Here is a 25,857-nt window from a genome sequence, read left to right on the forward strand (position 1 = left end):
GCCGATGTTCGGCTACATGGGACTGGTCGCGGCCACGATCTCCATCGCCGGCCTCTCCGTGACCGTGTGGGCCCACCACATGTACGTCACCGGCGGAGTGCTCCTGCCGTTCTTCTCCTTCATGACGTTCCTCATCGCCGTGCCAACAGGCGTGAAGTTCTTCAACTGGATCGGAACGATGTGGAAGGGGTCCTTGAGCTTCGAGACCCCGATGCTCTGGGCCACCGGCTTCCTGATCACCTTCACCTTCGGTGGTCTGACCGGTGTCATCCTGGCCTCGCCGCCGATGGACTTCCACGTCTCGGACTCGTACTTCGTCGTCGCCCACTTCCACTACGTGGTCTTCGGCACGGTCGTGTTCGCGATGTTCTCCGGCTTCCACTTCTGGTGGCCGAAGATGACCGGCAAGATGCTCGACGAGCGCCTCGGCAAGATCACCTTCTGGACGCTGTTCATCGGCTTCCACGGCACCTTCCTGGTCCAGCACTGGCTGGGTGCCGAGGGCATGCCCCGTCGTTACGCGGACTACCTCGCGGCCGACGGCTTCACCGCCCTGAACACGATCTCGACGATCAGCTCCTTCCTGCTCGGCCTGTCGATCCTGCCGTTCCTCTACAACGTGTGGAAGACGGCCAAGTACGGCAAGAAGGTCGAGGTCGACGACCCGTGGGGCTACGGCCGTTCGCTCGAGTGGGCGACGTCCTGCCCGCCGCCGCGGCACAACTTCCTCACCCTGCCGCGGATCCGCAGCGAATCCCCGGCGTTCGACCTGCACCACCCGGAGATCGCCGCTCTCGACCAGCTCGAGAACGCGCATCACGGTGACAAGGCCCTCACTGGCGGCAAGGAGGCGGGCAAGTGAAGGTCCAGGGCAGGATGTTCATGTGGCTGGCCGTCTTCGTGCTCGCCACGGCGATCGTCTACGGCGTCTGGTCCAAGGAGGCGGCCGGTACCACGGCCCTCTTCATGGCCTTCGGCCTGTGCATCATGGTCGGCTTCTACCTGGGCTTCACGGCCCGGCGGATCGACACGCTCGCGCAGGACAACAAGGAGGCCGACGTCGCGGACGAGGCCGGCGAGGTGGGCTTCTTCAGCCCGCACAGCTGGCAGCCCCTCGCCCTCGGTGTCGGTGGCGCACTGGCCTTCCTGTCGATCGCGATCGGCTGGTGGCTGCTGTACTTCTCCGCCCCGATCATCATGATCGGCCTGTACGGCTGGGTCTTCGAGTACTACCGCGGTGAAGACCGCACCCAGTAGCACGCGCGGAACACTCGCGAGCCCGGACACTCCGTCAGGAGGGTCCGGGCTCGTGCTTTTGCCGCAACGCCGGTCCCTCGTCCGGGTTACTCACCGCGCCGGGGCTGACGAAGCTTCATAGCGTGACCCCATGAACCACTCTCCGCGCACCCGCACCGTCGTCAGCTGCACTCTGCTGGTGATCTCCCTCGGCGCGGGCGTCACCGCCTGCGGGTCCGACGGCGGCAACCCGCTGTCGGCCAAGCCGTACGACGCGGCGGGGCAGATCTCCTTCAACGGTCCGTCCGGCAAGGGCAAGAAGGTCGACCCCGACAAGCCTCTGGCCGTCACCGCCTCCGGTGACGACGGCCGCATCACGGACGTCACCGCCGTGGACGCCACGGGGCGCTACGTCACGGGCGAACTCGCCGCCGACGGCACTCGCTGGCACAGCACCTCCCCGCTGGCCGCCAACGCCCACTACACGGTCAGCGTGAGCACGGAGGACGAGGACGGCGCCCCCGGCCGCAAGGTCCTCACCTTCGACACCAGCAAGCCGACCGCCAAGAAGAGCCTGACCGTGAAGTTCGGCCCCGACGCGGGCAAGTACGGCGTCGGCCAGCCGGTCACCGCCGAACTGAACACGCCCGTCAAGGACAAGGCGCAGCGGGCCATCGTGGAACGCGCCCTCAGGGTGGACTCCGTACCCGCCGTCGAGGGCGCCTGGCACTGGGTGGACGACAAGGAACTCCACTACCGCCCCAAGGACTACTGGCCCGCCCACGCCACCGTCCAGGTGCGCAGCGACCTCGACGGCGTGAAGATCAGCGACCGCCTGTGGGGCGGCAGTTCGAAGGCCCTCAAGCTCACCACCGGCGACAAGATCGTCGCCGTGACGGACGCCGCGTCCCACGAGATGACGGTCTACAAGAACGGCGAGGAGATCAACGAGATCCCCGTCACCACCGGCAAGCCCGGCTTCGAGACCCGAAACGGCGTCAAGGTCGTACTGGGCAAGGAGTACTTCGTACGGATGCGCGGAACCACCGTCGGCATCTCCGAGGGCTCCTCGGACTCGTACGACCTCCCGGTGTACTACGCGACCCGCGTCACCTGGAGCGGCGAGTACGTCCACGCCGCCCCCTGGTCGGTGGGCTCCCAGGGCTCCGAGAACGTCAGCCACGGCTGCACCGGCATGAGCACCAGCAACGCCGAGTGGTTCTTCGACACCGTCCACGAGGGTGACGTGGTCAAGGTCATCAACTCGAACGGCGACGAGATGGAACCCTTCGGCAACGGCTACGGCGACTGGAACCTCGGCTGGAAGAACTGGCGGGCCGGCAGCGCACTGGTAGGCGGAACCCCGGACGGTCCGAGGCCGGAGGACGCGGCACGTTTGCGCCCAGAGTCAGCGTGACATCCCCAGGGGCGCGGGGAACTGCGCGACCAGCCACAGCCGGCCCGCAGTCGCCACGAAACTCGCGCCCCACCCCACTAGGCGCTCAACGCCCGCTTCTCACGCAACAGAGAGGCAAGAGAGGCCGCGAACTCAACGGGATCCACCGGAAGGGTCACCGCGGCCTCCGCACGGCTCCACGTGGCGAGCCACGCATCCTGAGGCCGCCCGATCAGCACCAGCACCGGCGGGCAGTTGAAGACCTCGTCCTTCACCTGACGGCACAACCCCATGCCCCCCATCGGCGAGGACTCCCCGTCGAACACACAGACATCGATCCCACCCCGGTCCAGCTCCTTCAGAACCGCCGCAGGCGTGGCGCACTCGAGGAACTCGACCAACGGCACGTCGGACGCCGGCCGCCTGCCGGAGGCGAGCCGCACCTGCTCGCGGGTGTTGGAGTCGTCGCTGTAGACGAGCACCGTGGCAGTCGGCTGCATTGTTCCTCCACGCATCTGAGAAGCACCGTGTTGATCGGGAACCCCGGGTACCGATGCGGCGGATGCTACTCCCTTGAACACCCCGTCAACACCTGTTGGAACACCCCTGCGATGGGCCATACGGGCAGTACACACGCTGCGAACACTCCGAACGGCACCCCCCGGAGTGAGGGCGGGATAAGCGACCGACATAATGTCGGTCGTGGCGACAGCAACGACAGTAGAAACCGGGCACGCGCACCCGTCGGTCAACCGGCCGAACCTCACCAGCGTCGGAACCATCATCTGGCTGAGTTCCGAGCTGATGTTCTTCGCGGCCCTCTTCGCGATGTACTTCACCCTGCGATCGGTGACCGGTCCGGATCACTGGAAGGAGATGGCGAGCCATCTCAACCTTCCGTTCTCCGCGACCAACACCACGATCCTGGTGCTCTCCTCCCTCACCTGCCAGCTCGGCGTCTTCGCCGCCGAGCGCGGGGATGTGAAGAAGCTCCGGGGCTGGTTCATCATCACGTTCGTGATGGGTGCGATCTTCATCGGCGGTCAGATCTTCGAGTACACGGAGCTGGTGAAGAAGGACGGCCTGTCGCTGTCCTCCGACCCGTACGGCTCGGTGTTCTACCTGACCACCGGGTTCCACGGCATGCACGTGACGGGCGGCCTCATCGCCTTCCTGTTCGTCCTCGGACGTACCTACGCGGCGAAGAGGTTCACTCACGAACAGGCGACCGCGGCCATCGTCGTGTCCTACTACTGGCACTTCGTCGATGTCGTCTGGATCGGCCTCTTCGCCACGATCTACTTGATCAAGTAGTCGGGCCCGATCCCGCGCGCAGCCAAGAAGCGCACATTCCAGAAGCATCGACGCAGAAGATCCTGACACCGGGGTAATCCGTGAAAAAGCTCTCCACCCGACGACGCCATCCGCTGGCGGCGGTCGTCGTCCTACTCTTCGCGCTGGCGGCAACTGGGGGGCTGTACGCCGCGTTCGCGCCCGCGAGCAAGGCGCAGGCCGACGAGTCCGCCCAGTCCCTCGCCATCGACGAGGGCAAGAAGCTGTTCGCCGTCGGCTGCGCAAGCTGCCACGGCACCGGCGGTCAGGGCACCTCCGACGGTCCGAGCCTGGTGGGTGTCGGCGCCGCGGCGGTCGACTTCCAGGTCGGCACCGGCCGGATGCCGGCGCAGCAGCCGGGTGCTCAGATCCCGGCCAAGAAGGTCATCTACTCGCAGGCCGAGATCGACCAGCTCGCGGCGTACATCGCCTCGCTGGGCGCCGGTCCCGCGATCCCGACGAAGAACGAGTACGGGCCCGCCGGTTCGGACATCGCCAAGGGTGGCGAGCTGTTCCGCACCAACTGCGCCCAGTGCCACAACTTCACCGGCAAGGGCGGCGCGCTGACGCACGGCAAGTTCGCGCCGAGCCTTGAGGGTGTCGCTCCGAAGCACATCTACGAGGCCATGCAGACCGGCCCGCAGAACATGCCTTCCTTCCCCGACACCACGCTGTCGTCGAAGAACAAGAAGGACATCATCGCGTACCTCAACGCGGTCAACGGCGACAACACCGAGAGCCCCGGCGGGCTTGAGCTGGGCGGTCTCGGTCCGGTCAGTGAGGGTCTCTTCGCCTGGATCTTCGGTCTGGGCGCGCTGATCGCGGTAGCCGTCTGGGTCGCCGCTCGGACCGCAAAGGCCAAGAAGTCATGAGTAGCCAAGACATTCCAGAAGAGAACCTGCCCGCTGAGCAGGACGCGCACGGCGCGGTGTCGGTCGCGGACGAGCAGGACCCGTTCGCCGACCCGGGACTGCCGCCGCACGAGCACCGTGTCCAGGACATCGACGAGCGGGCCGCCAAGCGGTCCGAGCGCGTCGTCGCCTTCCTGTTCACCCTGTCGATGCTCCTCACGGTCGGCTTCATCGCCTCCTACGTGGCGATCCCGCACGACAAGGCGATCTTCGTCTTCCCGATCGGTCACATCAACGCGCTCAACTTCGCGCTGGGTCTGACCCTCGGCGGAGCGCTCTTCACCATCGGCGCGGGCGCGGTCCACTGGGCCCGCACCCTGATGTCCGACGTGGAGATCGCCGACGAGCGGCACGCGATCGAGGCGCCCCCCGAGGTCAAGGCCAAGGTCATGGCCGACTTCAAGGACGGTGCCAAGGAGTCGGCGCTCGGCCGCCGCAAGCTGATCCGCAACACGATGTTCGGCGCGCTGGCCCTGTTCCCGCTCTCCGGCGTCATGCTGCTGCGTGACCTCGGCCCGCTGCCGGGGACGAAGCTCCGCCACACCCTGTGGTCCAAGGGCAAGCTGCTCGTCAACATGAACACGAACCTGCCGCTGCGTCCCTCGGACGTGGCCGTCGGCTCGCTCACCTTCGCCAAGCCCGAGGGCCTGGAGGAGACCGACGAGGAGTTCCAGACCGAGATCGCCAAGTCGGCCCTGATGATCGTCCGGCTCCAGCCGGACAACATCAAGGACAAGCGCGAGCTGGAGTGGGCGCACGAGGGCATCGTCGCCTTCTCGAAGATCTGCACCCACGTGGGCTGCCCGATCTCCCTGTACGAGCAGCAGACGCACCACGTGCTGTGCCCGTGCCACCAGTCCACCTTCGACCTCTCCGACGGTGCCCGAGTGATCTTCGGCCCGGCCGGTCACGCCCTGCCGCAGCTGCGCATCGGCGTGAGCGACGAGGGTTACCTCCAGGCGCTCGGCGACTTCGAGGAGCCCGTCGGTCCTGCATTCTGGGAGCGCGGATGAGTACTACGGCGAACACCTCCGACTCGCGCTCGCGCGAGAAGGCACCGGCCGGCGAGAAGATCGCCGACTGGGCGGACGGCCGCCTGGGGATCTACTCCCTGGCCAAGTCCAACATGCGCAAGATCTTCCCCGACCACTGGTCGTTCATGCTGGGCGAGGTCTGCCTCTACAGCTTCATCATCATCATCCTCACGGGTGTGTATCTGACGCTGTTCTTCCACCCGTCGATGAACGAGGTGACGTACCACGGCAGCTATGTCCCGCTCCAGGGGCAGCTGATGTCGGAGGCGTTCAACTCGACGATGCACATCTCCTTCGATGTGCGCGGTGGTCTGCTGATCCGTCAGATCCACCACTGGGCGGCGCTGATCTTCCTCGCCGCCATGTTCGTGCACATGATGCGGGTGTTCTTCACGGGCGCGTTCCGCAAGCCGCGTGAGGTCAACTGGCTGTTCGGCTTCCTGCTGTTCGTCCTGGGCATGTTCACCGGCTTCACCGGTTACTCGCTCCCGGACGACCTGCTCTCCGGCACCGGTGTCCGCTTCATGGAGGGCGCGGTCCTGTCCGTGCCGATCGTCGGCACGTACCTGTCGTTCTTCCTCTTCGGCGGCGAGTTCCCGGGCGGCGACTTCGTCGCGCGGTTCTACTCGATCCACATCCTGCTGCTGCCGGGCATCATGCTCGGCCTGGTGGTCGGCCACCTGATCCTGGTCTTCTACCACAAGCACACGCAGTTCGCGGGTCCCGGAAAGACGAACAACAACGTCGTCGGCATGCCGCTGCTGCCGGTCTACATGGCCAAGGCCGGAGGCTTCTTCTTCCTGGTCTTCGGTGTCATCGCGGCCGTCGCGGCGATCGCCTCGATCAACCCGATCTGGTCCATGGGTCCGTACCGTCCGGACATGGTGTCCACGGGCGCGCAGCCCGACTGGTACATGGGCTTCTCCGAGGGCCTGATCCGTGTCATGCCGGGCTGGGAGATCAACTTCTGGGGTCACACGCTCGTCCTGGGCGTGTTCATCCCGCTGATCATCTTCCCGCTGGTCCTGGTCGCGATCGCGGTCTACCCGTTCATCGAGTCCTGGGTCACCGGCGACAAGCGCGAGCACCACATCCTGGACCGCCCGCGCAACGTCCCGACCCGTACGGCCTTCGGTGCCGCGTGGATCTCGTGGTACTTCGTCCTGCTCATCGGTGGCGGCAACGACATCTGGGCCACGCACTTCCACCTGTCGATCAACTCGATCACCTGGTTCGTGCGCGTCGGCTTCTTCGTGGTGCCGGTGCTGGTCTTCATCGCCACCAAGCGGGTCTGCCTCGGCCTCCAGCGCCGCGACCGGGACAAGGTGCTGCACGGCCGCGAGTCGGGCATCATCAAGCGCCTGCCGCACGGTGAGTTCGTCGAGATCCACGAGCCGCTCAGCCAGGACGCGCTGCACACGCTCACCGCGCACGAGCAGTACGAGCCGGCCGCGATCGGCGCGACCGTCGACGACAACGGCGTCGAGCGCAAGGTGAAGGGCTCCCAGAAGCTGCGCGCCAAGCTGAGCGAGGCGTACTACGGCGAGGAGTCCCAGATCCCCAAGCCCACCGTCGAGGAGTACAAGGAGATCACGAGCGGCCACGGCCACCACTGATCGCTGAGGCGTCGCCACGCCACAGTCGAAGGGCCCCGTCCGAACACCGGACGGGGCCCTTCGCCGTGCCCGCGGCTGGATAGGGTGGGCATGTCTTTCGGACCATGTTTCTACGACACTCAGGAGCGGCCGTATGAGCGCTGTGACCCCCGCTGGAGGCGACACCGCGGCGGCCCGTTCCTGGCCCGACGTACTGAGCGCGCTGCTGGCCGGACAGGACCTGAGCACCGCCGACACGGCGTGGGCGATGGACCGCATCATGAGCGGCGAGGCGGCCGACGCCCAGATCGCGGGCTTCCTGGTGGCGCTGCGGGCCAAGGGCGAGACCGTCGAGGAGATCAACGGCCTCGTCGAGACGATGTACGCCCACGCCAAGCCGCTGCACATCCCGGGACCGGCCGTCGACATCGTCGGTACGGGTGGCGACCGGGCCAAGACGGTCAACATCTCGACCATGTCGGCGATTGTGATCGCCGGGGCCGGCGCGAAGGTCGTCAAGCACGGCAACCGCGCCTCCTCCTCGGCGAGCGGTTCCTCGGACGTGCTGGAGCGGCTCGGCATCAACCTGGAGCTGTCGCCCGAGCGGGTCGCGCAGGTGGTGGAGGAGGCCGGGATCACGTTCTGCTTCGCGGCCAAGTTCCATCCCACGATGCGGTTCGCGGGCGCGGTCCGGCGGGACCTGGGCGTGCCGACCGCGTTCAACCTCCTCGGCCCGCTCACCAACCCGGCCAAGGTCACCTCGTCGGCGGTCGGCTGCTTCGACACCCGCATGGCCGGGCTCATCGCGGGCGTACTGGCCGAACGCGGCTCCTCCGCCCTGGTGTTCCGCGGCGACGACGGCCTGGACGAGCTGACGACCACGGCGACCTCCCGGGTGTGGATCGTCCGCGAAGGCAAGGTCACCGAGGAGGCCTTCGACCCGAGGGACGTAGGCCTCGAACTCGTCCCGGTGGAGGCCCTGCGCGGAGCCGACCCCGAGTACAACGCGAACGTCGCCCGCCGTCTCCTGGACGGCGAGACAGGCCCGGTGCGGGACGCCGTACTCCTGAACTCGGCGGCGGCCCTGGTGGCGCTTGAGGCCGGGGACGGGCCGCTGGTGGACCGGATCCGGGCCGGGATGGCGAAGGCGGCGGAGTCGATCGACTCCGGGGCGGCCAAGCGCACGCTGGAGCGCTGGGCGGCGGCCAGCAACGCGTAGCGGTACGGCGGTCGTCGTCCCGCGATCCGGACACGGGTTGCGGGACGACGATCACCTCGCGTAAGTTTTCTGACCAGGTCATGAGTGACAGTCATGAGGCCCCGGCCGACTGTCCGGCAACCCTCCGTCCGTGGCGGGGTGCCCCGGGTGAAGACCAGGCCGTAGGCAGCGAGGTCTGCGGCAAGCGCGGGCCCCTCGAAAGACACCAGGGGTCCTGGTCATCGAGGGAGCTCTCTGTGAGCAAGCGAATGCGATAGGGCGCGAAGCCCCCACTCCGCACATCCCCTTTCACCCTTTCCTGCGCCGAAGCCATGCCGCTCGCGCAGTGAATTCGCCTGCCTCTTACGGGAGTTCGCCATGTCTGTCTCCACTGTTGCCACCGTTCAGACCATTTGTGCCCCGTTGCCCGTTCTCGGCCGGGATGTCACCGTCCCGCTCGTCACGGGCGGCGAGGTCACCTACGCGGCGCTCGACTACGCGGCCAGCGCCCCCGCCCTTCAGCGCGTCTGGGACGACGTGGCGGCCTACGCCCCGTACTACGGCAGCGTGCACCGAGGTGCCGGCTACCTCTCGCAACTGTCGACGGACCTCTTCGAGAACGCCCGCAAGACGGTCGAGGAGTTCCTGGACTGCCGCCCCGACGACCAGCTGATCTTCACCCGCTCCACGACGGACTCCCTGAACCTCCTCGCCGCGGCCCTCCCCGCCGACTGCCAGGTCTTCGTCTTCGAGACCGAGCACCACGCGTCCCTGCTCCCCTGGAAGGACGCCCGGGTCACCTACCTCAACGCCCCGCGCACCCCGGCCCAGGCGGTCGAGACCCTGGAGCAGGCCCTAGCCGCCCGCGACCCGCAGGGCCCGGCCCTGGTCTGCGTCACCGGCGCCTCGAACGTCACCGGCGAGCTGTGGCCCGTACGGGAGTTGGCGGCCGCGGCCCACGCCCACGGCGCCCGGATCGTCCTCGACGCCGCCCAACTCGCCCCCCACCACCCGGTCTCCGTCCAGGACCTCGACGTCGACTGGATCGCCTTCTCCGGCCACAAGCTCTACGCCCCCTTCGGCTCGGGCGTCCTGGCGGGCCGAGCCGACTGGCTCCAGGCCGCCGACCCCTACCTCGCGGGCGGCGGCGCCAGCCGCAAGGTCACGCGGCGCGAGGACGGGGGAGTGGACGTGGAGTGGCACGACAGCGCGGCCCGCCACGAGGCCGGCTCCCCGAACGTCATCGGCGCCTACTCCATCGCGTCGGCCTGCAAGGCCCTGACGGAGGCGGGCTTCGACACCCTGGTCGCCCGCGAGCAGCACCTGATCGAGAAGGTACGGGCGGGCCTGGCCGAGGTCCCCGAGGTGAAGGTCCTGTCCCTGTTCGGCGACGACGCCCCGCGAGTCGGCGTCATCTCCTTCGTCGTCGACGGCTGGAACAGCTCCCACTTCGCCGCCGCCCTCTCCGCCGAGTACGGCATCGGCGTCCGCGACGGCCTCTTCTGCGCCCACCCCTTGGTCCGCACGCTCCTGGGCTCCGACCCCCAGACCCAGGGCGAGTGCGGCGCCCCCGAGGCGGCCCCGGGCGAGAAGTCCCTCAACGCCATCCGCGTCAGCTTCGGCGCGGGCACCCCGGACGAGCACGTCGAGCGGTTCATCACGGCCGTACGGGAGCTCGTGACCGACGGCGCCAAGTGGAACTACCGTACGGAGGACGGCCGTTGCGTCCCGGCCGTGTGACCATCCGAGGGTGGGGATTCCACCTGAGGTGAGCGCGGCGGCGGCAGACCCGTCCACCTGTACGAGGAGGGGTTCGTCCTCGTCCGCGGGGCGCGGGCCCGTCGCTGGGCGGACGTGACGCGCCGGCGCTCCACCGTCGACGCGAACGTCGGGGCCAACGAGAACGGCGACAGGGCCTGGTACACCTTGGTCCACCGGCATCTGCTGCGGTTCGGTGACGGGGTGGAACAGGGCTTCCTTGTCCACGAGCGGCAGACCGAGCTGGGGGTGATGGTCGTCGAGCCCCCTGAGAAGCGGGTGGCCGACGCTCAGGTACCGGCGATGCTCGACCGGATCGAGGCGGGCCGGCAGGTCACCTTCGGCCCGCTCACGGCGGACGCGCACGGGCTGTTCGTGCCGGGCGGCCGACTGGCGTATCGGTGGCTGCGGCCACGGAGACCCGCACCGCACCGAGCTGCCAGCCTGGGAGGTCGTGAACTGGTGTGCGCTGGTCGCCCTGTGGAAGCGGCTGCGTCCCGGCGGTATGAGGCAAACGCCCTCGACGGCACCCCCCTAAGGGGCGCGGGGAACTGCGCGACCAGCCACGACGGACCGGTCACCCGCAAACGATCCGCGCCCCCCACCCCACTAGGCGCCCAACCTCACGAGTCCAGCCCAATGGCGAACGCAGCCTCAAGGTCATGCTGCGAGTAAGTCCGGAAGGCGACGTGCGTATCCGTCCCCTCCACCCCGGGGATCTTCGAGATCCGCCCGGGAATCACCTCGGCCAGATCCTCGTGCTGCCGCACCCGAACCATCGCGATCAAGTCGTACGTACCGGTGACGGAGAAGACCTCGCTCACAGATTCGAGCGCGGCGATCGACTCGGCGATCTCGGGAATCCGGTCCACGCTGGTCTTGATGAGGACGATCGCGGTGATCACGGCTGGTTCTCTCCCTCGGGGACCGTTACTGGGGCGGCCCCAACTCTAGTCGTACGACCGAATCTCACCCACGCGTAGCCGAACCCCAACGTGAAGCCCACGAGGTGGGCGAGGTACGCCACCCCCGGCCCCGTCGCCGCCTGCCCCGCCGCCAGCCACTGCAGGGCGACCCAGAACGGCAGCACGACCCACGCGGGGAAGCGCAACGGCAGGAAGAAGAGGAAGGGGAGGAGACTCGTCACGCGTGCCCGGGGGAACAAGTACAGGAACGCCCCGAGGACCGCCGAGATCGCCCCGGACGCGCCGACCAGCGACTGCTCGGAGCCGGCGTTGGCCACCGCGTAGCCCAGCAGCGCGAGGTACCCGCAGACCAGGTAGAACAGGGTGAACTCGACCCGGCCCAGCCGTTCCTCGGTCATCGCTCCGAAGACGTAGAGGAAGAGCATGTTGCCGAGGAGATGGATCCAGCTGCCGTGGATGAACAGGGCCGTGACCGGGGTCAGGGCCTCGCGGGCGGGGTGGCCGAACAGGTCGGCCGGGACCACGCCCCAGCGGCGGAAGTACGCCCGCTGGGCCGCGAGCAGCGTGTCCCCGGTGCCGTAGGACGGGACGAAGCCCGAGGCCGGGCCGAGGACGAAGATCAGGCAGCACAGGGCGATCAGGGCGTAGGTCATGGGCGCGGAGGTGCCGCGGAACGTCCTGATGAGGGCCGGGCCCCAGTTGCTGATCATGGCTACAGAGCATGACGTAACGGGACGCAACGGGACAGGGTGAATCGCCGCTGTGGACGGCCGAGCGGCGAGTACCCGCCAGGCCGTAGGGTTACGAGCCACACTCGCCGGGGAAACCGGCGATCACGGAAACTGGAACAAGAAGGAAGCGGACAGCCACGATGACGGTTCCCCTGCCGACCGGCTCCACGCGGTGGCGCTGCACCCTCTGCGGCAACCTCACGCGCTTCGACGTGACGCGCTCGTCGAAGGTCGTGGAGTACCTCCACCTGGACCTGGCGGGTGAGCCGAAGGTGGAGGAGCGCGAGGTGGTCAGTGAGACCATCGAGTCGGTGCGCTGCCGCTGGTGCAACGCCGTGGATCAGGTGGAACTCGTGGACAGGCCGGGCGCCGGCTCCTGAGAGGGAGTGGCCCCGCACAAATGGTTGGGGTGTGAGGGATGGTGGAGAACTCAGGCGGGGGGCCGGGCGACGGCGCCGCCGAGGTGCTCGACCGTCCGCTGCCCGACGGCGTGCGGAGACGAGTCGTACAGATCGTGTCGGACGGTTTCGGCGGCCTCACCGTCGCCGAACTGCCCGCGCAGCTACGACAGTACGCCCGCTTCGCCCCCAACCGGCGCGCCAAGTTCGCGGGGAACGCGATGGCCGCCGCGCTGGAGACCGATCCGCTGTTCCGGCAGCGGATCGGGGAGAAGCTCAGAGAGGCCCAGTCGGAGCTCGCGGGCGCTCTCGACTCCGGCTCGCCGCCCCCGGCCGCGGATCCGCTCGACGTGGCGGCCGCGGCCTATGTTCTGCGCCCCACCGGCTGGGTGAAGCTGGTGACCGCCGCCGGCGAGGAGGCGCTGCGCGCCGACGCCGAGCGCGCCGACGAGGAGAGCCGGGCCGAACTGGAGCGGCTGCGCGAGGAGTTGGCGCAGGCGCGGGACGCGACCCGGGCCGACACGGAGCGGCTGCGCACCGAGCTGGACGCGGCGAAGAAGGAAGCGGACTCGCTGCACCGCAAGCTGCGTGCCGCCCACAGCGACGTCAAGCGCGGCGAGGCCGCCCTGCGCAAGCTGCGGGCCGAGACGGACGCCGCGCGCGCCGAGGCGCAGACCCAGGTGTCCGCCGCCGAGAGCGAGAGCCGCCGCCTCAAGGCCCGGCTGGGCGAGGCGGAGGCGGCCCTGGAGGCCACCCGCAAGGCCGCCCGTGAGGGCCGCAGCGTCGAGGACATGCGGGTACGGCTGCTGCTCGACACCGTGCTGGACGCGGCCCAGGGGCTGCGGAGGGAACTGGCTCTGCCGCCGGTCTCCGTACGGCCCGCCGAGACCGTCGACGCGGTCGAACCGGGACGAATGACCCCGAAGGACATCGCGGCGCGGGCGCTGTCGGACAACGACCCCGCGATCCTCGACCAGTTGCTCGCGCTGCCGCAGGCCCACCTGGTCGTCGACGGCTACAACGTCACCAAGACCGGCTATCCCCAAATGCCCCTGGAGAAGCAGCGGTTGAGGCTTCTGGGGCAGCTCTCGCAGCTCGCCGCGCAGACCGGCGCCGAGGTCACCTGTGTCTTCGACGGGGCCGAGCTGGCCGCGCCGGTGCTGCTCGCGCCGCCGCGCGGAGTGCGGGTGCTGTTCTCCAAACCGGGCGTCACCGCCGACGAGTTGATCCGCCAGCTGGTGCGCGCCGAGCCGCCGGGCCGGCCGGTGATCGTCGCGTCGACCGACCGCGAGGTGGCCGACGGCATCGCGAAGGCGGGCGCCCGGCCCGTCGCTTCTGCGGTACTCCTCAAGCGACTGTCGTGAAGGTCAACGTACAGGTTTAATGCCGGAATTGACCGAACCGTCACGCAACGTAGCGTCAATCGGCCATCACTGCACGTTGGTTATGTGCAAAGAATGCTTTGAGTGACAGCATTTTTTCGTGTGAGGATTTGAACTGATCACAGAAACATCACTAGGGTCAGGCCTCGAACCTCCGAACGGGTGATCACTCAATAGAAGGAGCTCGACTCCGTGGCGTCCCATCGTCGACCGAAGCAGCCGAGCCGCACGCGTGTGACTGTGCTGACCACCGCAGCCGCAGCCGCCGTTGCCTTCAGCGCTCAGGCCGCCAATGCCGCGCCGAGCGAGAAGCCCAGCAAGGACGAGGTCAAGGCGAAGGTCGACGCCCTCTACGAGCAGGCCGAGCAGGCCACCGAGAAGCTCGACGGCGCCCAGGAGAAGCAGGAGAAGCTCCAGAAGGAGATCTCCACCATCCAGGACAACGTCGCCCGCGGCCAGGAGGAGCTCAACAAGCTCCGGGACGGCCTCGGCACGATGGCGAGCGCCCAGTACCGCACCGGGGGCATCGACCCCTCGATCCAGCTGTTCCTGTCCTCGAACCCGGACGACTACCTCGACAAGGCGTCCACGATGGACCAGTTGAGCAGTCAGCAGGTCGAGGCGCTCACGAAGATCCAGGGCAAGCAGCGCGAACTCGCCCAGGAGCGCGCGGAGGCGAGCAGCAAGCTCAAGGATCTCTCCGCCACCCGCACCGAGCTCAAGAAGAAGAAGGACGAGGTCAAGGCGAAGCTGGCCTCGGCCCAGAAGCTGCTCAACACCCTGACCGCCGCGGAGAAGGCGGCGCTGGACCAGGAGCAGGCGCAGGCCGCCAACCGCTCCAGCTCGCGGGTGAACCTCGGCAACACCGGTTCCGCCTCCGGCCGCGCCGCCTCCGCCTTCGCCGCCGCCCAGTCCGTGATCGGCTCCCCGTACGTCTACGGCGCCTCGGGCCCGTCCTCCTTCGACTGCTCCGGCCTCACCTCCTGGGCCTACGCGCAGGCGGGTGTCTCCATACCCCGCACGTCCGAGGCGCAGGCGAACGCCGGCACCCGGATCTACAGCCAGAGCGACCTCAAGGTCGGCGACCTGGTCATCTTCTACGGCGACTTCCACCACGTCGGTCTCTACGCGGGCAACGGCCAGGTGCTGCACGCACCGCACACCGGTGCCGTGGTCCGCTACGAGGCGATCAGCAACATGACCTTCGAGTTCGGCGTCCGGATCTGATCCGACCTCGTCCGGTTCCCCTCCGGTCGTTCTCCGGCCCTTGGGCACCGCCCGAACGGGCGAATTACGACACACCAGGCTGACCCCGCGCCCCGCCGATGACCTGCGTCATAGGCGGGGCGTCACGTTGTGTGCCTGCGGCGGTCTTTGGCCCGCACCCCTTCACAGAGCTACTGTCTGGCGCGTTTCCCCGCACCGGGGAAGCGGTCCGTGTCCGCCAGCGGAAGGAGTGCGACTCCCCGTGGGATCCCGTCGCCGCCCTGCACCGTCCGGGTTCGACCGAGGCGCCAGCGCCGCGGTCTGTGTGTTGAGCGCCGCCGCCGCGGCCCTCGGCGCCCTGCCGGCCACCTCCGCCGTGGCCGCGCCGCACGACGACTCCAAGGCCGAGGTGGACCGGCTCTACCAGGAGGCGGAGCGGGCGACCGAGGCCTACGACAAGGCCGACGAGAGCGCCGGGCAGTTGCACCGGCAGGTCAGCGACGCGCAGGACCGGATCGCCCGGCAGCAGCAGCGCATCAACACCATGCGGGACGCGCTGGGTTCACTCGCCGGCGCCCAGTACCGCTCCGGCGGCATCGACCCCACCGTCGCGCTGCTGTTCTCCGACGACCCGGCCGACTACCTCGACAAGGCCTCCGTCCTCGACCGCATCACCACCCAGCAGGCGGGCCAGCTCAAGGACCTCCAGGAGGCCATGCGCGAACTCGCCCAGGAACGCACCGAGGCCGCCGGACACCTCGCCGAACTGGAGCGCAGCCGCAAGGCCGTCGCCACCCACAAGAAGACCGTCGAGCGGAAACTCGCCAAGGCCCGGCAGCTCCTCAACCAGATGCCGCTCGCCGAGCGCGCCTCCTTCGACCGGGCCTCCCGCTCCACCCGCGAGGACATCCCCGACCTCGGCGCCGGCGTCCCCTCCTCGGGCCGCGCGGCCGCCGCCGTGGCCGCCGCCCACTCCGCTCTCGGCAAGCCGTACATCTGGGGCGCCAACGGCCCCGGCGGCTTCGACTGCTCCGGCCTGATGCAGTGGTCGTACGCCCACGCGGGCGTCCACCTCCCGCGCACCTCGCAGGAACAGCGCTACGCCGGCCATCAGATCCCGCTCTCCCAGGCCCAGCCCGGCGACCTGGTCGTCTACCGCTCCGACGCCAGCCATGTCGGCATGTACGTCGGCAACGGCCAGGTCATCCACGCCCCCTACCCCGGCGCGCCGGTGCGCTACGACCCGGTCGGCATGATGCCCATCTCGTCGGTCACGAGGGTCTGAACCCGCCCGAAAGGGTCGTACGATCGGGAAGTGACTGGTCGTAGGCGGGCGTCGCGCTCCGGAGTGCTCGCGCTGTGTCTGCTGCTCGGCTCGCTGGTGTCGTGCGGCGGGCAGCCGGCGGCGAACAGCGCGAAGGCGGAGGTCCAGAGCCTCCTCGACCGTCAGTCCGCGGCGGTCCTGCGCCACGACGAGCCGGCGTACACCAGGACCGGAGCGCGCACGGCGTACGAGAACCTGAGCGCCGTCCCCTTCGCCTCCTGGTCCTACCGCCTGACCTCCTTCCACCCCAGTGGCGCCACGGCGACCGCCGACGCCGAGCTGAGCTACAAGGTCAAGGGCTACGACACCTCACCCGTCACGGTCGGCCGCACGCTCGGCCTCCGCCTCACGGCGGACGACCAGTGGTACGTGGACTCCGACAAGCCCGCGAAGAAGTCCGGCCAGCAGCTGTGGGACCAGGGGAAGGTGAGCGTGGTCAAGGGCGCGCACAGCCTGGTGATGGGGGTCGGCCAGGACGCCGACGGCCTCGACGACTACCGCTCCCTCGCGGACCACGCCGTACCGGCCGTGTCGGCCGCGTGGGGCACGGACTGGACCCGGCACGTCGTCGTGCTCGTCCCCGGCTCCCTGGACGGCATGGCGGGCCTCCTGGGCTCACCGGCGGCCTCCTACCGGGGCATCGCCGCGGTGACGACGGGCGAGGCGGGCGGCTCGGGCAGCGCGCCCGCGGACCGGATCATCGTCAACCCGGAGGCGTACGCGCTCCTGGGTTCGGTGGGCAAGCAGGTGGTCCTGACCCACGAGACGACCCATGTGGCCACGCGGGCCCACACCACCTCCGCCACCCCCCTCTGGCTCTCGGAGGGCTACGCCGACTGGATCGGCTACCGGGGCACCGGCCGCACCCCCACCCAGGCCGCCCCGGAGCTCTACCGCGCCGTCGAGGACGGCGACCTCCCGACCGCCCTCCCCACCGACAAGGACTTCGGCTTCGACAGCGATCCGACGAAGCTCGCGCAGGCCTACGAGGGCGGCTGGATGGCCTGCCGGATGATCGAGGACCGGTGGGGGGTCGACCAACTGGGCAAGTTCTACAGGGCAGTCGGGGCCCACAAGAAGCGGTCGGGGGCGGTGGAGGACGCGTTGAAGAGTGTCCTCGGGGTGACGCTGGGGGGCTTCACGGCGGAGTGGCGGGAGTATCTGAAGGGTCAACTCGCCTGATCTGAAAGGGTCTTGGCTCAGGACGACGCCGAAGTCGCCTTCGACCGCGTCGCCTGACTGGGCAGTGGCGGTACGTCCGCCCAGGTGACCGATGCCCGCCACAGCTCCCGTGCGGCGGTGAGGGTCGCTGCGATCAGCAGGCCGTTGCGGACGGTCAGGAGGGTCACGCCGAGGCCGTCGCTGGCGACCACGTGGGCGAACCAGATCGGGAATTCCAGGACCGTGACGAAGGCCGCTGCCAGGACCAGGGTGACCGGGAGCCGCATGCGGCTGGCTCGGAAGCAGGAGCAGACGGCTGCGAGGCCGATCAGCCAGACGACGTACTGGGGGCTGATGACGCGGCTGGTGACCGTGAACATCAGGACCGCGACGAAGGCCGCGTCCGCGAGGGTGTGGGGGAGGAAGCGGGCCGCCATCAGGCGCCAGAGCACGATCCAGCCGAAGGCCATCGCGGTGAGGCCCAGGGCGGCCGTGCTGACCCAGTTGACGTACGGGCCGACGAACTCCACCGAGCCGTAGTTCAGGAGGACTTGGCCCGGCCAGCCGAAGTGGCGGGCCACGTGGAAGACGAGGGAGCCCAGGGACTCCACCTCCGTGCCGCGGTTGCGCTGGAAGTTCAGGAAGGCGAACGCGCCCGGCATCGACACCGCGAAGAGCGACGCGATCGCTGCCACCGTCAGCGCCGCCGCTCCCCACGCCCGGCGCTTGACCGCGCCCAGCAGGAGCAGTGCCGGCCAGACCTTGAGGAGCGCTCCGAAGCCGGCCAGTGCTCCCATCACGCGGGGGTGGCGGGTGCCGGCGAGCAGCGCTGCCACGGCCACCGCGGTCACCATCACGTCGTAGCGCGCGTACACGGTCGGGCCGAGGAGGGGGACGCCCGCGGTCCAGACCCAGGCGCCGCGGAGGGTGCGGCCGGGGCGCAGGCCCGTGTACAGGAGCAGGGCCAGGACGGTCAGGTCGGCGAGGAAGGCGAGGACGAAGAACGCCGACGCGTAGTCCAGGAAGCCCAGCAGGGCGGGGGAGAGGATCGGGAGGGCGGCGGCGGGCGGGTACTGCCAGGTGACGTCGTCCAGCGGGAAACCGCCGTGGCGGAGTGTCTCGTACCAGCCCTGGTAGATCACCGACACGTCGCTGGTGACGTCCGGGCCCGGGAACACGAGCACCTTGAACACGAACAGCAGGAGTACGACTCGGGTCAGGCCCCAGGTTCCCAGCAGCGGCGCCAGCCGCCGTCCCGCGCCCGCGATCTCCACCTGAGCCCCTGTTCCGTGCCGTGCCTGCGGATGTGGGGCACATGTTCTCCCGATCTGCTGTGCGATGGCCATGAAGCGCGGCCGTGCGGGCCTGTGAGTCGTCGTCCGGTGGGGCCGGTAGGGTCTGCCGCGTGCGCAAGACCCTGATCGTGACCAATGACTTTCCGCCCCGGCCCGGTGGCATCCAGGCGTTCCTGCACAACATGGCGCTACGGCTGGATCCGGAGCGGCTCGTGGTCTACGCCTCGACCTGGAAGCGCGGGCGGGAGGGCGCGGAGGCGACGGCGGCGTTCGACGCCGAGCAGCCGTTCACCGTCGTACGGGACGCCACGACCATGCTGTTGCCGACGCCTGCCGCGACCCGCCGGGCGGTGGGGCTGCTGCGTGAACACGGGTGTACGGCGGTGTGGTTCGGGGCGGCGGCGCCGCTCGGGCTGATGGCGCCGGCGTTGCGGAAGGCGGGCGCGGAACGGCTGGTCGCCACGACCCACGGGCACGAGGCCGGGTGGGCGCAACTGCCCGCCTCGCGTCAACTCCTGCACCGTATCGGGGAGTCCACCGACACGGTCACCTACCTCGGGGAGTACACGCGCTCGCGCATCGCCGCGGCGCTGAGTCCGGAGGCGGCCGCGCGGATGGTCCAACTCCCGCCCGGTGTGGACGAGAAGGTCTTCCATCCGGGTTCGGGTGGCGCTGAGGTCCGGTCCCGCCTTGGGTTGACCGAACGGCCGGTGGTCGTCTGCGTCTCGCGGCTGGTGCCGCGCAAGGGGCAGGACACGTTGATCCTTGCGATGCCGCGCATTCTGGCCCGGGAGCCGGAGGCCGTGCTGCTGATCGTGGGGGGCGGGCCGTACGAGAAGGATCTGCGGCGGCTTGTGCGGGAGACGGGTGTGAGTGACTCCGTCCGCTTCACGGGTGCCGTGCCCTGGTCCGAACTGCCCGCCCACTACGGCGCCGGGGACGTCTTCGCGATGCCCTGCCGGACCCGGCGCGGGGGGCTTGACGTGGAGGGCCTCGGCATTGTCTATCTGGAGGCGTCCGCCACGGGGCTGCCCGTCGTTGCCGGGGACTCCGGGGGCGCGCCCGACGCGGTCCTCGACGGGGAGACCGGTTGGGTCGTCCGGGGTGGCTCGCCGGAGGAGGCCGCCGACCGCATCCTCGCGCTGCTTGCCGACCCGGAGCTTCGTCAGAACATGGGGGAGCGGGGGCGGCAGTGGGTGGAGGAGCGGTGGCGGTGGGACCTCCTTGCGGAGAAGTTGAGGGCGTTGCTGTAGGGGCGCCATTTGGGGTGCCGGGTGCGGTTGTCGGGCGGCTGCGGGGTGGTGGGGGCTGGTCGCGCAGTTCCCCGCGCCCCTAAAAGCAGGGGGTTGCGCCGAGCGGGTGCGGGGTGGTGGGGGCTGGTCGCGTAGTTCCTCGCGCCCCTGAAGGCGGGGGTTTGTCGGGCGGCTGCGAGTCGTGTGTGGCTGGTCGCGCAGTTCCTCGCGCCCCTTAAAGGACGGGCGGTTGCGGGTGTTTGCGGTGTGCCGTGTGACCGAACCCCGGCTTGCCCGAGTGGCGGGGGCGGCGACCCTGGGCAACCCCCTGCTTTCCGGGGCGGGACCGTGACACCGGCGACTCTGCAGCGGTCGCACGGCGGAACCCCCTGGTTTTTAGGGGCGCGGGGAACTGCGCGACCAGCCCCCACCCACCCGCACCCGCCCGACCACCGCACCCGGCACCCCCCACCGCGCCCCAAAACCGCCGCAGCCCCTTGGCGGAACCCAATAATCCGCACATGCTGCGCGCATGACAGCAAAACTGACGCAGCATCAGCTGACGAGACGTCAAATCCTGGGCATGATCGCCCTGCAGACCGCCGCCACCGCCGGTCTCACCCGTATCGGTCTGCAGTCCGCGCAGGCCGTCGAACCCGCCGCCGTCCAGACCGCCCCGGCGATCGTCGTCGGGTCCGGTTACGGCGGTGCGGTCGCCGCGCTCCGGCTCGGGCAGGCCGGTATCACCACCCTGGTCCTGGAGATGGGTAGGCTCTGGAACACGGCGGGTGCGGACGGAAAGGTCTTCTGTTCCACCTCCGCCCCGGACCAGCGGTCCATGTGGTTCAAGACCCGCACCGAGGCCCCGCTCGCCACCTTCCTGTGGCTGGACATCGTCAACAAGGACATCGGCCTGTACCCCGGCGTCCTGGACCGCGTGCACTACGACAACATGTCCGTGTACGTGGGGCGCGGTGTTGGTGGGGGGTCCCTGGTCAACGGGGGCATGGCCGTCACCCCGCTCCAGTCGTACTTCACCGAGCAGTTCCCCACCGTCGACGCCACCGAGATGTACGCCACGTACTTCCCGCGCGCCCGCACCATGCTCGGCGTCAACACAGTGGACCCGACCTGGTTCGAGTCGACGGAGTGGTACCAGTTCACCCGCACCTCACGGAAGGCCGCCACGACCGCCGGCCTGAAGACCACCTTCGTGCCCAACGTCTACGACTTCGGCTACATGCAGAAGGAGGCCGCCGGCACTGCCACCAAGTCCGCGCTCGCCGCCGAGGTCATCTACGGCAACAACTACGGCAAGAAGAGCCTCGACAAGACCTACCTCGCCGCCGCGCTCGGCACCGGCAAGGTCACCATCCACACCATGGAGAAGGTGAGGGGGGTGACTCGGGCTAGCGACGGGTCGTACGTCCTGACCGTCGACCGGATCGACGACACCGGTACGGTCGTCGAGACCAAGCAGTACAGCTGCACCTATCTGTTCCTCGGCGGCGGCAGCCTCGGCACCACCGAACTCCTCGTCCGCGCACGGGACACGGGCACCCTCCCGGCCCTCAACGCGAGCGTCGGAGCGGGCTGGGGGACCAACGGCAACACGATGGTCGGGCGTGCCAACCACGTCTGGGACACCGTCGGCGCCAACGAGTCGACGATGCCGGTCATGGGCATCGACGACTGGGCCAACACCGACAACCCCGTCTTCGCGGAGATCGCCCCGCTGCCGATGGGCATCGAGCACTGGATCAGCCTGTATCTGGCGATCACGAAGAACCCGCAGCGGGCGTCGTTCACGTACGACTCCGCCTCCGGGACCGTGAAACTCGGCTGGACCGCGGCGCAGAGCGCGGTCTCGGTCGCCATGGCGAAGAAGCTGTTCGACCGGATCAACGCGGCGAACGGGACCATCTACCGGTACGACCTGTTCGGCTCCACCAGCAAGGTCTTCGCCGACGACTTCTGCTACCACCCGCTCGGCGGCTGCGTGTTGGGCCAGGCGACCGACAACTACGGCCGGGTGAAGGGGTATTCGAAGCTGTACATCACCGACGGCTCGCTGGTGCCCGGCTCGATCGGGGTCAACCCGTTCGTGACGATCACCGCACTCGCGGAAAGGACGATGACGCGGGTCCTCGCCGAGGACACCGCGTCGTAGCCCAACTCCCGTACCGGGCCCGCTACTTCTGGTAGATGGCCTCGATCTCGTCCGCGTAGTCCTTCGCCACCACATTGCGCTTGAGCTTCAGGGACGGCGTCAGGTGGCCCGACTCCTCCGTGAACTGGGAGGACAGAATGCGGAACTTCCGCACCGATTCCGCCTTCGACACCGCGGCGTTGCCGTCGTCGACCGCGTCCTGGATCGCCCGCACCAGATCCGGGTCGTCACGCAGCGACGCCGCGGTGGAACCCGCCGGTTTGCCGTGCTCGGCGGCCCACCGGCCCAGGAACTCGTCGTCGACCGTGATCAGCGCGCCCACGAAGGGCCGCCCGTCGCCGACGACCATGCACTCCGCGACCAGCGCGTGCGCGCGGATGCGGTCCTCGATCACGGCCGGGGCGACGTTCTTGCCGCCCGCGGTGACGATGATCTCCTTCTTGCGGCCCGTGATGCTGAGGTAGCCGTCCTCGTCGAGGGTGCCGATGTCGCCGGTGTGGAACCAGCCGTCGGCGAGCGCCTCGGCCGTAGCCGCCTCGTTGTTCCAGTAGCCCTTGAACAGGTGCTCGCCGTGCAGCAGCACCTCGCCGTCGTCCGCGATGCGCACGACCGAGCCGGGCAGCGGCTGGCCGACCGTGCCGATCTTCGTGCGGTCCCAGGGGTTGAACGCGGTGGCCGCGCAGGACTCGGTCAGGCCGTAGCCCTCCAGGACCGTGAAGCCGATGCCCCGGAAGAAGTGCCCGAGCCGCTCGCCCAGCGGGGCGCCGCCGGAGATCGCGTACTCGCCCTTGCCGCCGAGCACCGCGCGCAGCTTGCTGTAGACGAGCTTGTCGAAGGTCTTGTACTTGATCTTCAGCCCGAGGGACGGACCCGACGGCGTGTCCAGCGCGCGGCTGTACGCGATCGCGGTGTCGGCCGCCTTGTCGAAGATCTTGCCCTTGCCGTCCGCCTGCGCCTTGGCCCGCGCCGAGTTGTAGACCTTCTCGAAGACGCGCGGCACACCGAGGATCAACGTCGGCCGGAACGAGGCGAGTTCATCGGTGAGGTTCTTGATGTCCGGGACCAGGCCCAGCTTGATCGGCGCCATCATCGGCGCGATCTGCACCAGCCGCCCGAAGACGTGCGCGAGCGGCAGGAACAGCAGCACCGAGCACTCGCCGGTGCGGAACAGCGGGCGCAGCCGCTCCACGATGTTGCCGCACTCCGCGAAGAAGCTGCGGTGGGTGAGCACACAGCCCTTGGGCCGCCCGGTGGTGCCACTCGTGTACACGATGGTCGCCGGGTCGTCGGCCTTCGCCAGCGAGCTGCGCTCCTCGACGGTCGCGTCGGTGACGTCCTTGCCCGCGCGGTCCAGCTCGTCGATCGCGCCGGCGTCGATCTGCCAGACGTGCTTGAGCGCGGGCAGCTGCGCCCGCACCGACTCGACGGTGGCCGCGTGCCCGTCCTGCTCGACGATGACGGCGGTGGCGCCCGAGTCGCTCAGGATCCACTGCACCTGCTCCGGCGAGCTGGTCTCGTACACCGGCACGGTGATCGCGCCCGCGCACCAGATCGCGAAGTCGAGCAGCGTCCACTCGTACCGCGTGCGGGACATCAGGCCGACCCGGTCGCCGGGCTGGACGCCGGAGGCGATGAGCCCCTTGGCGGCGGCGTGCACCTCGGCGAGGAAGACCGTGGCGGTCACGTCCTGCCAGCCGCCGTTCGCCTTGCGGGCGATCACGGCGACATCTGGGTGCTGCGCGGCGTTTCTGCGGACGATGTCGGTCAGATTGCCGTCCGCAGGGACCTCGTACAAAGCCGGAAGGCTGAACTCGCGCAAGACTGCTGCTCCTCATAGGGCGCCGGCGCCACGACGTTGTGTGATGCGACGGTCCGGTCCAAGGCTCGGGCAGGTGCGTCAGGACCGGATGATTGAAATCCTGAGCACGACTGGACTGCCCGGACGTTACCCGCCGGTATGGGTCCTACGACAGGGGGGTCCGGCGAGATGTTCGCTGCGTCACACAGATTGGTGTTTCCTCGCGCACAGTAGTCCACGCCTTTCTTAACTGGCCAGTAACCGCAAGGTCCGCCGCCACTGTTCACGTTTGCCGCACACGCCTACGCTTGATCGTCATGGCACCCACACCGGCCGGTAACTCCGGGACGCGCATCCACGTGGTCAGCGACGTGCACGGCAACGCCCGTGACCTGGCCAGATCCGCCGAGGGTGCCGACGCCCTGATCTGCCTGGGCGACCTCGTCCTCTTCCTCGACTACGCCGACCACGCGCGCGGGATCTTCCCCGAACTGTTCGGCGAGGAGAACGCCGACCGTCTGGTCGAGCTGCGCACCGCTCGCCGCTTCGAGGAGGCCCGAGAACTGGGCGCCCGCCTCTGGTCCGGCGTCGGCGGCGACCGAGCGGCCCTGATCGAGAAGGCGGTCCGCAAACAGTACGCCGAGATGTTCGCCGCCTTCCCCACCCCGACGTACGCCACCTACGGCAACGTCGACATGCCGACCCTGTGGCCCGAGTACGCCGCCCCCGGAACGACGGTCCTCGACGGCGAACGCGTGGAGATCGGGGGCCGCACCTTCGGCTTCGTCGGCGGCGGCCTGCGCACCCCCATGCGCACCCCGTACGAGATCAGCGACGAGGAGTACGCGGCGAAGATCGAGGCGGTCGGCGAGGTCGACGTCCTGTGCACGCACATCCCGCCCGAGGTCCCCGAGCTGGTCTACGACACCGTCGCGCGCCGTTTCGAACGCGGCAGCCGTGCCCTCCTGGACGCCATCCGCCGCACCAGGCCCCGCTATTCACTGTTCGGGCACGTTCACCAGCCGTTGGTGCGCAGGATGCGGATCGGGGCCACCGAGTGTGTGAACGTGGGGCACTTCGCGAGCAGCGGCAAGCCGTGGGTACTGGAGTGGTGACCTCCCCCTGACCTCATCCTGACTTCCTCCTGATGTCCGCAGGTAGGGGGTGCGGTAAGGGGGTTGGCGGGGAGGTAGCCTTCACGCTGCACGCACACGCGCACGACGACGACGCCCTGCCGGTCCGCATCTGGAGGAGCCACAGCGATGGCGGAACACACCAGTTCGAGCATCACGATCGAGGCGGCACCGGCCGAAGTGATGGAAGTGATCGCCGACTTCGCCCGCTACCCGGACTGGACCGGCGAGGTGAAGGAGGCGGACGTCCTCAAGACCGACGAGCGCGGCCGCGCCCAAGAGGTCCGCCTCGTCATGGACGCCGGCGCGATCAAGGACGACCAGGTCCTCGCGTACACCTGGACCGGCGACAACGAGGTCTCCTGGACCCTCGTCAAGTCCCAGATGCTGCGCTCCCTGGACGGCTCCTACCTGCTCAAGCCGTCGGGCGCGGGCGCCACGGAGGTCACCTACCTCCTCACGGTGGACGTCAAGATCCCCATGCTGGGCATGATCAAGCGCAAGGCCGAGAAGGTCATCATCGACCGGGCGCTGGCGGGGTTGAAGAAGCGCGTGGAGTCCGGGGAGCAGTAAGAGCGGTCAGCCCGTCCGGCGTTTGAGGACGAGGCCCCTTCAGGGCCGACGGGGGTCCGGGGGCGGAG

The 25,857-nt window shown here is 69.0% G+C and carries 23 protein-coding genes and 1 riboswitch; of the genes, 18 read left to right on the top strand and 5 right to left on the bottom strand.

What is annotated here, in order from left to right; translation table 11 throughout:
* From OO69_RS32235 to OO69_RS32245, 3 genes are all read left to right on the top strand, one after another.
* Positions 1-862, top strand: an 862-nt coding sequence (locus OO69_RS32235) for a cytochrome c oxidase subunit I (protein ID WP_033284400.1), incomplete at its 5' end; no start/stop codon positions are given.
* A complete protein-coding gene (locus tag OO69_RS32240; protein WP_033284401.1) occupies positions 859-1,257 on the top strand; it encodes a cytochrome c oxidase subunit 4 in 399 nt (132 codons plus the stop codon). The genes OO69_RS32235 and OO69_RS32240, both read left to right, overlap by 4 nt.
* Before the next feature lie 130 nt (positions 1,258-1,387).
* The gene (locus OO69_RS32245; RefSeq protein ID WP_033284402.1) at positions 1,388-2,653 is read left to right on the top strand and encodes a L,D-transpeptidase; all 1,266 of its coding nucleotides are present in this window, start codon (positions 1,388-1,390) and stop codon (positions 2,651-2,653) included.
* 77 nt (positions 2,654-2,730) lie between these two features.
* On the opposite strand, the gene OO69_RS32250 is transcribed toward OO69_RS32245, so the two are convergent.
* Entirely contained in the window at positions 2,731-3,132 is a 402-nt protein-coding gene (locus OO69_RS32250) for a response regulator transcription factor (RefSeq protein WP_033284403.1), read from the bottom strand.
* A gap of 193 nt (positions 3,133-3,325) precedes the next feature.
* Between OO69_RS32250 and OO69_RS32255 the strand changes: the two genes are divergently transcribed.
* The 6 genes from OO69_RS32255 (at position 3,326) to OO69_RS32280 (ending at position 10,442) form a co-directional block, all read left to right on the top strand.
* Positions 3,326-3,946, top strand: coding sequence for a cytochrome c oxidase subunit 3 (locus tag OO69_RS32255; protein WP_019067823.1), 621 nt, complete (start codon positions 3,326-3,328; stop codon positions 3,944-3,946).
* Positions 3,947-4,026: 80 nt separating this feature from the next.
* A complete protein-coding gene (locus OO69_RS32260; RefSeq protein WP_033284404.1) occupies positions 4,027-4,836 on the top strand; it encodes a c-type cytochrome in 810 nt (269 codons plus the stop codon).
* Positions 4,833-5,888, top strand: a complete 1,056-nt coding sequence (locus OO69_RS32265) for a ubiquinol-cytochrome c reductase iron-sulfur subunit (RefSeq protein ID WP_033284405.1) — start codon at positions 4,833-4,835, stop codon at positions 5,886-5,888. Before OO69_RS32260 ends, OO69_RS32265 begins: the two co-directional genes overlap by 4 nt.
* The gene (locus OO69_RS32270) at positions 5,885-7,525 is read left to right on the top strand and encodes a cytochrome b (protein WP_033284406.1); all 1,641 of its coding nucleotides are present in this window, start codon (positions 5,885-5,887) and stop codon (positions 7,523-7,525) included. The genes OO69_RS32265 and OO69_RS32270 overlap by 4 nt, the downstream gene beginning before the upstream one ends.
* A 133-nt stretch (positions 7,526-7,658) precedes the next feature.
* Complete coding sequence (trpD, locus tag OO69_RS32275) at positions 7,659-8,723, top strand: anthranilate phosphoribosyltransferase (protein WP_033284407.1); 1,065 nt, start codon at positions 7,659-7,661, stop codon at positions 8,721-8,723.
* Positions 8,724-8,799: 76 nt separating this feature from the next.
* Positions 8,800-8,916, top strand: a riboswitch (SAM riboswitch).
* Between the two features lie 164 nt (positions 8,917-9,080).
* Positions 9,081-10,442 (top strand): aminotransferase class V-fold PLP-dependent enzyme, encoded by a 1,362-nt coding sequence (locus tag OO69_RS32280; RefSeq protein ID WP_033284408.1) that lies wholly within the window; start codon positions 9,081-9,083, stop codon positions 10,440-10,442.
* Positions 10,443-11,083: 641 nt separating this feature from the next.
* On the opposite strand, the gene OO69_RS32285 is transcribed toward OO69_RS32280, so the two are convergent.
* Positions 11,084-11,365 carry an Lrp/AsnC family transcriptional regulator gene (locus OO69_RS32285; RefSeq protein ID WP_019062383.1) on the bottom strand — a complete coding sequence of 94 codons (282 nt, stop codon included), beginning with the start codon at positions 11,363-11,365 and terminating at the stop codon, positions 11,084-11,086.
* Positions 11,362-12,096 carry a rhomboid family intramembrane serine protease gene (locus OO69_RS32290; protein WP_033284409.1) on the bottom strand — a complete coding sequence of 245 codons (735 nt, stop codon included), beginning with the start codon at positions 12,094-12,096 and terminating at the stop codon, positions 11,362-11,364. The genes OO69_RS32285 and OO69_RS32290 overlap by 4 nt, the downstream gene beginning before the upstream one ends.
* A 161-nt stretch (positions 12,097-12,257) precedes the next feature.
* On the opposite strand from OO69_RS32290, the gene OO69_RS32295 reads away from it, so the two are divergent.
* From OO69_RS32295 to OO69_RS32315, 5 genes are all read left to right on the top strand, one after another.
* The gene (locus OO69_RS32295; protein ID WP_033284410.1) at positions 12,258-12,497 is read left to right on the top strand and encodes a hypothetical protein; all 240 of its coding nucleotides are present in this window, start codon (positions 12,258-12,260) and stop codon (positions 12,495-12,497) included.
* Between the two features lie 38 nt (positions 12,498-12,535).
* Positions 12,536-13,879: an NYN domain-containing protein gene (locus OO69_RS32300; protein WP_033284411.1), complete on the top strand. Its 1,344-nt coding sequence runs from the start codon at positions 12,536-12,538 to the stop codon at positions 13,877-13,879.
* A gap of 210 nt (positions 13,880-14,089) precedes the next feature.
* Positions 14,090-15,124: a C40 family peptidase gene (locus tag OO69_RS32305; RefSeq protein ID WP_033284412.1), complete on the top strand. Its 1,035-nt coding sequence runs from the start codon at positions 14,090-14,092 to the stop codon at positions 15,122-15,124.
* 241 nt (positions 15,125-15,365) lie between these two features.
* Entirely contained in the window at positions 15,366-16,388 is a 1,023-nt protein-coding gene (locus OO69_RS32310; protein WP_033284413.1) for an NlpC/P60 family protein, read from the top strand.
* 30 nt (positions 16,389-16,418) lie between these two features.
* Positions 16,419-17,609, top strand: a complete 1,191-nt coding sequence (locus tag OO69_RS32315) for a hypothetical protein (protein WP_234444587.1) — start codon at positions 16,419-16,421, stop codon at positions 17,607-17,609.
* 17 nt (positions 17,610-17,626) lie between these two features.
* Here OO69_RS32315 and OO69_RS32320 read toward each other — a convergent pair whose 3' ends face one another.
* Positions 17,627-18,862, bottom strand: coding sequence for a glycosyltransferase family 87 protein (locus OO69_RS32320; protein WP_033284415.1), 1,236 nt, complete (start codon positions 18,860-18,862; stop codon positions 17,627-17,629).
* 131 nt (positions 18,863-18,993) lie between these two features.
* On the opposite strand from OO69_RS32320, the gene OO69_RS32325 reads away from it, so the two are divergent.
* Together OO69_RS32325 and OO69_RS32330 are read left to right on the top strand one after the other, a co-directional pair.
* A complete protein-coding gene (locus OO69_RS32325; RefSeq protein ID WP_033284511.1) occupies positions 18,994-20,136 on the top strand; it encodes a glycosyltransferase family 4 protein in 1,143 nt (380 codons plus the stop codon).
* 562 nt (positions 20,137-20,698) lie between these two features.
* A complete protein-coding gene (locus tag OO69_RS32330; RefSeq protein WP_033284416.1) occupies positions 20,699-22,285 on the top strand; it encodes a GMC oxidoreductase in 1,587 nt (528 codons plus the stop codon).
* A 22-nt stretch (positions 22,286-22,307) separates the two neighbouring features.
* Here OO69_RS32330 and OO69_RS32335 read toward each other — a convergent pair whose 3' ends face one another.
* Positions 22,308-24,104 (bottom strand): AMP-dependent synthetase/ligase, encoded by a 1,797-nt coding sequence (locus tag OO69_RS32335; RefSeq protein WP_033284417.1) that lies wholly within the window; start codon positions 24,102-24,104, stop codon positions 22,308-22,310.
* Between the two features lie 338 nt (positions 24,105-24,442).
* On the opposite strand from OO69_RS32335, the gene OO69_RS32340 reads away from it, so the two are divergent.
* Positions 24,443-25,198: a metallophosphoesterase family protein gene (locus OO69_RS32340; protein WP_033284512.1), complete on the top strand. Its 756-nt coding sequence runs from the start codon at positions 24,443-24,445 to the stop codon at positions 25,196-25,198.
* Positions 25,199-25,345: 147 nt separating this feature from the next.
* Positions 25,346-25,789: an SRPBCC family protein gene (locus tag OO69_RS32345; RefSeq protein ID WP_033284418.1), complete on the top strand. Its 444-nt coding sequence runs from the start codon at positions 25,346-25,348 to the stop codon at positions 25,787-25,789.
* The last annotated feature ends 68 nt before the right edge of the window (positions 25,790-25,857 follow it).

Source organism: Streptomyces sp. NRRL F-525 (assembly GCF_000716605.1).
Taxonomy (GTDB): Bacteria; Actinomycetota; Actinomycetes; order Streptomycetales; family Streptomycetaceae; genus Streptomyces.

Bases quoted from the DNA above. Each gene is read 5' to 3' on its own strand.
- OO69_RS32295 (WP_033284410.1), top strand. From the start codon at position 12,258: ATGACGGTTCCCCTGCCGACCGGCTCCACGCGGTGGCGCTGCACCCTC.
- OO69_RS32280 (WP_033284408.1), top strand. From the start codon at position 9,081: ATGTCTGTCTCCACTGTTGCCACCGTTCAGACCATTTGTGCCCCGTTG.
- OO69_RS32290 (WP_033284409.1), bottom strand. From the start codon at position 12,096: ATGATCAGCAACTGGGGCCCGGCCCTCATCAGGACGTTCCGCGGCACC.
- OO69_RS32265 (WP_033284405.1), top strand. From the start codon at position 4,833: ATGAGTAGCCAAGACATTCCAGAAGAGAACCTGCCCGCTGAGCAGGAC.
- OO69_RS32270 (WP_033284406.1), top strand. From the start codon at position 5,885: ATGAGTACTACGGCGAACACCTCCGACTCGCGCTCGCGCGAGAAGGCA.
- OO69_RS32330 (WP_033284416.1), top strand. From the start codon at position 20,699: ATGATCGCCCTGCAGACCGCCGCCACCGCCGGTCTCACCCGTATCGGT.
- OO69_RS32245 (WP_033284402.1), top strand. From the start codon at position 1,388: ATGAACCACTCTCCGCGCACCCGCACCGTCGTCAGCTGCACTCTGCTG.
- trpD (WP_033284407.1), top strand. From the start codon at position 7,659: ATGAGCGCTGTGACCCCCGCTGGAGGCGACACCGCGGCGGCCCGTTCC.
- OO69_RS32300 (WP_033284411.1), top strand. From the start codon at position 12,536: ATGGTGGAGAACTCAGGCGGGGGGCCGGGCGACGGCGCCGCCGAGGTG.
- OO69_RS32255 (WP_019067823.1), top strand. From the start codon at position 3,326: ATGTCGGTCGTGGCGACAGCAACGACAGTAGAAACCGGGCACGCGCAC.
- OO69_RS32250 (WP_033284403.1), bottom strand. From the start codon at position 3,132: ATGCAGCCGACTGCCACGGTGCTCGTCTACAGCGACGACTCCAACACC.
- OO69_RS32345 (WP_033284418.1), top strand. From the start codon at position 25,346: ATGGCGGAACACACCAGTTCGAGCATCACGATCGAGGCGGCACCGGCC.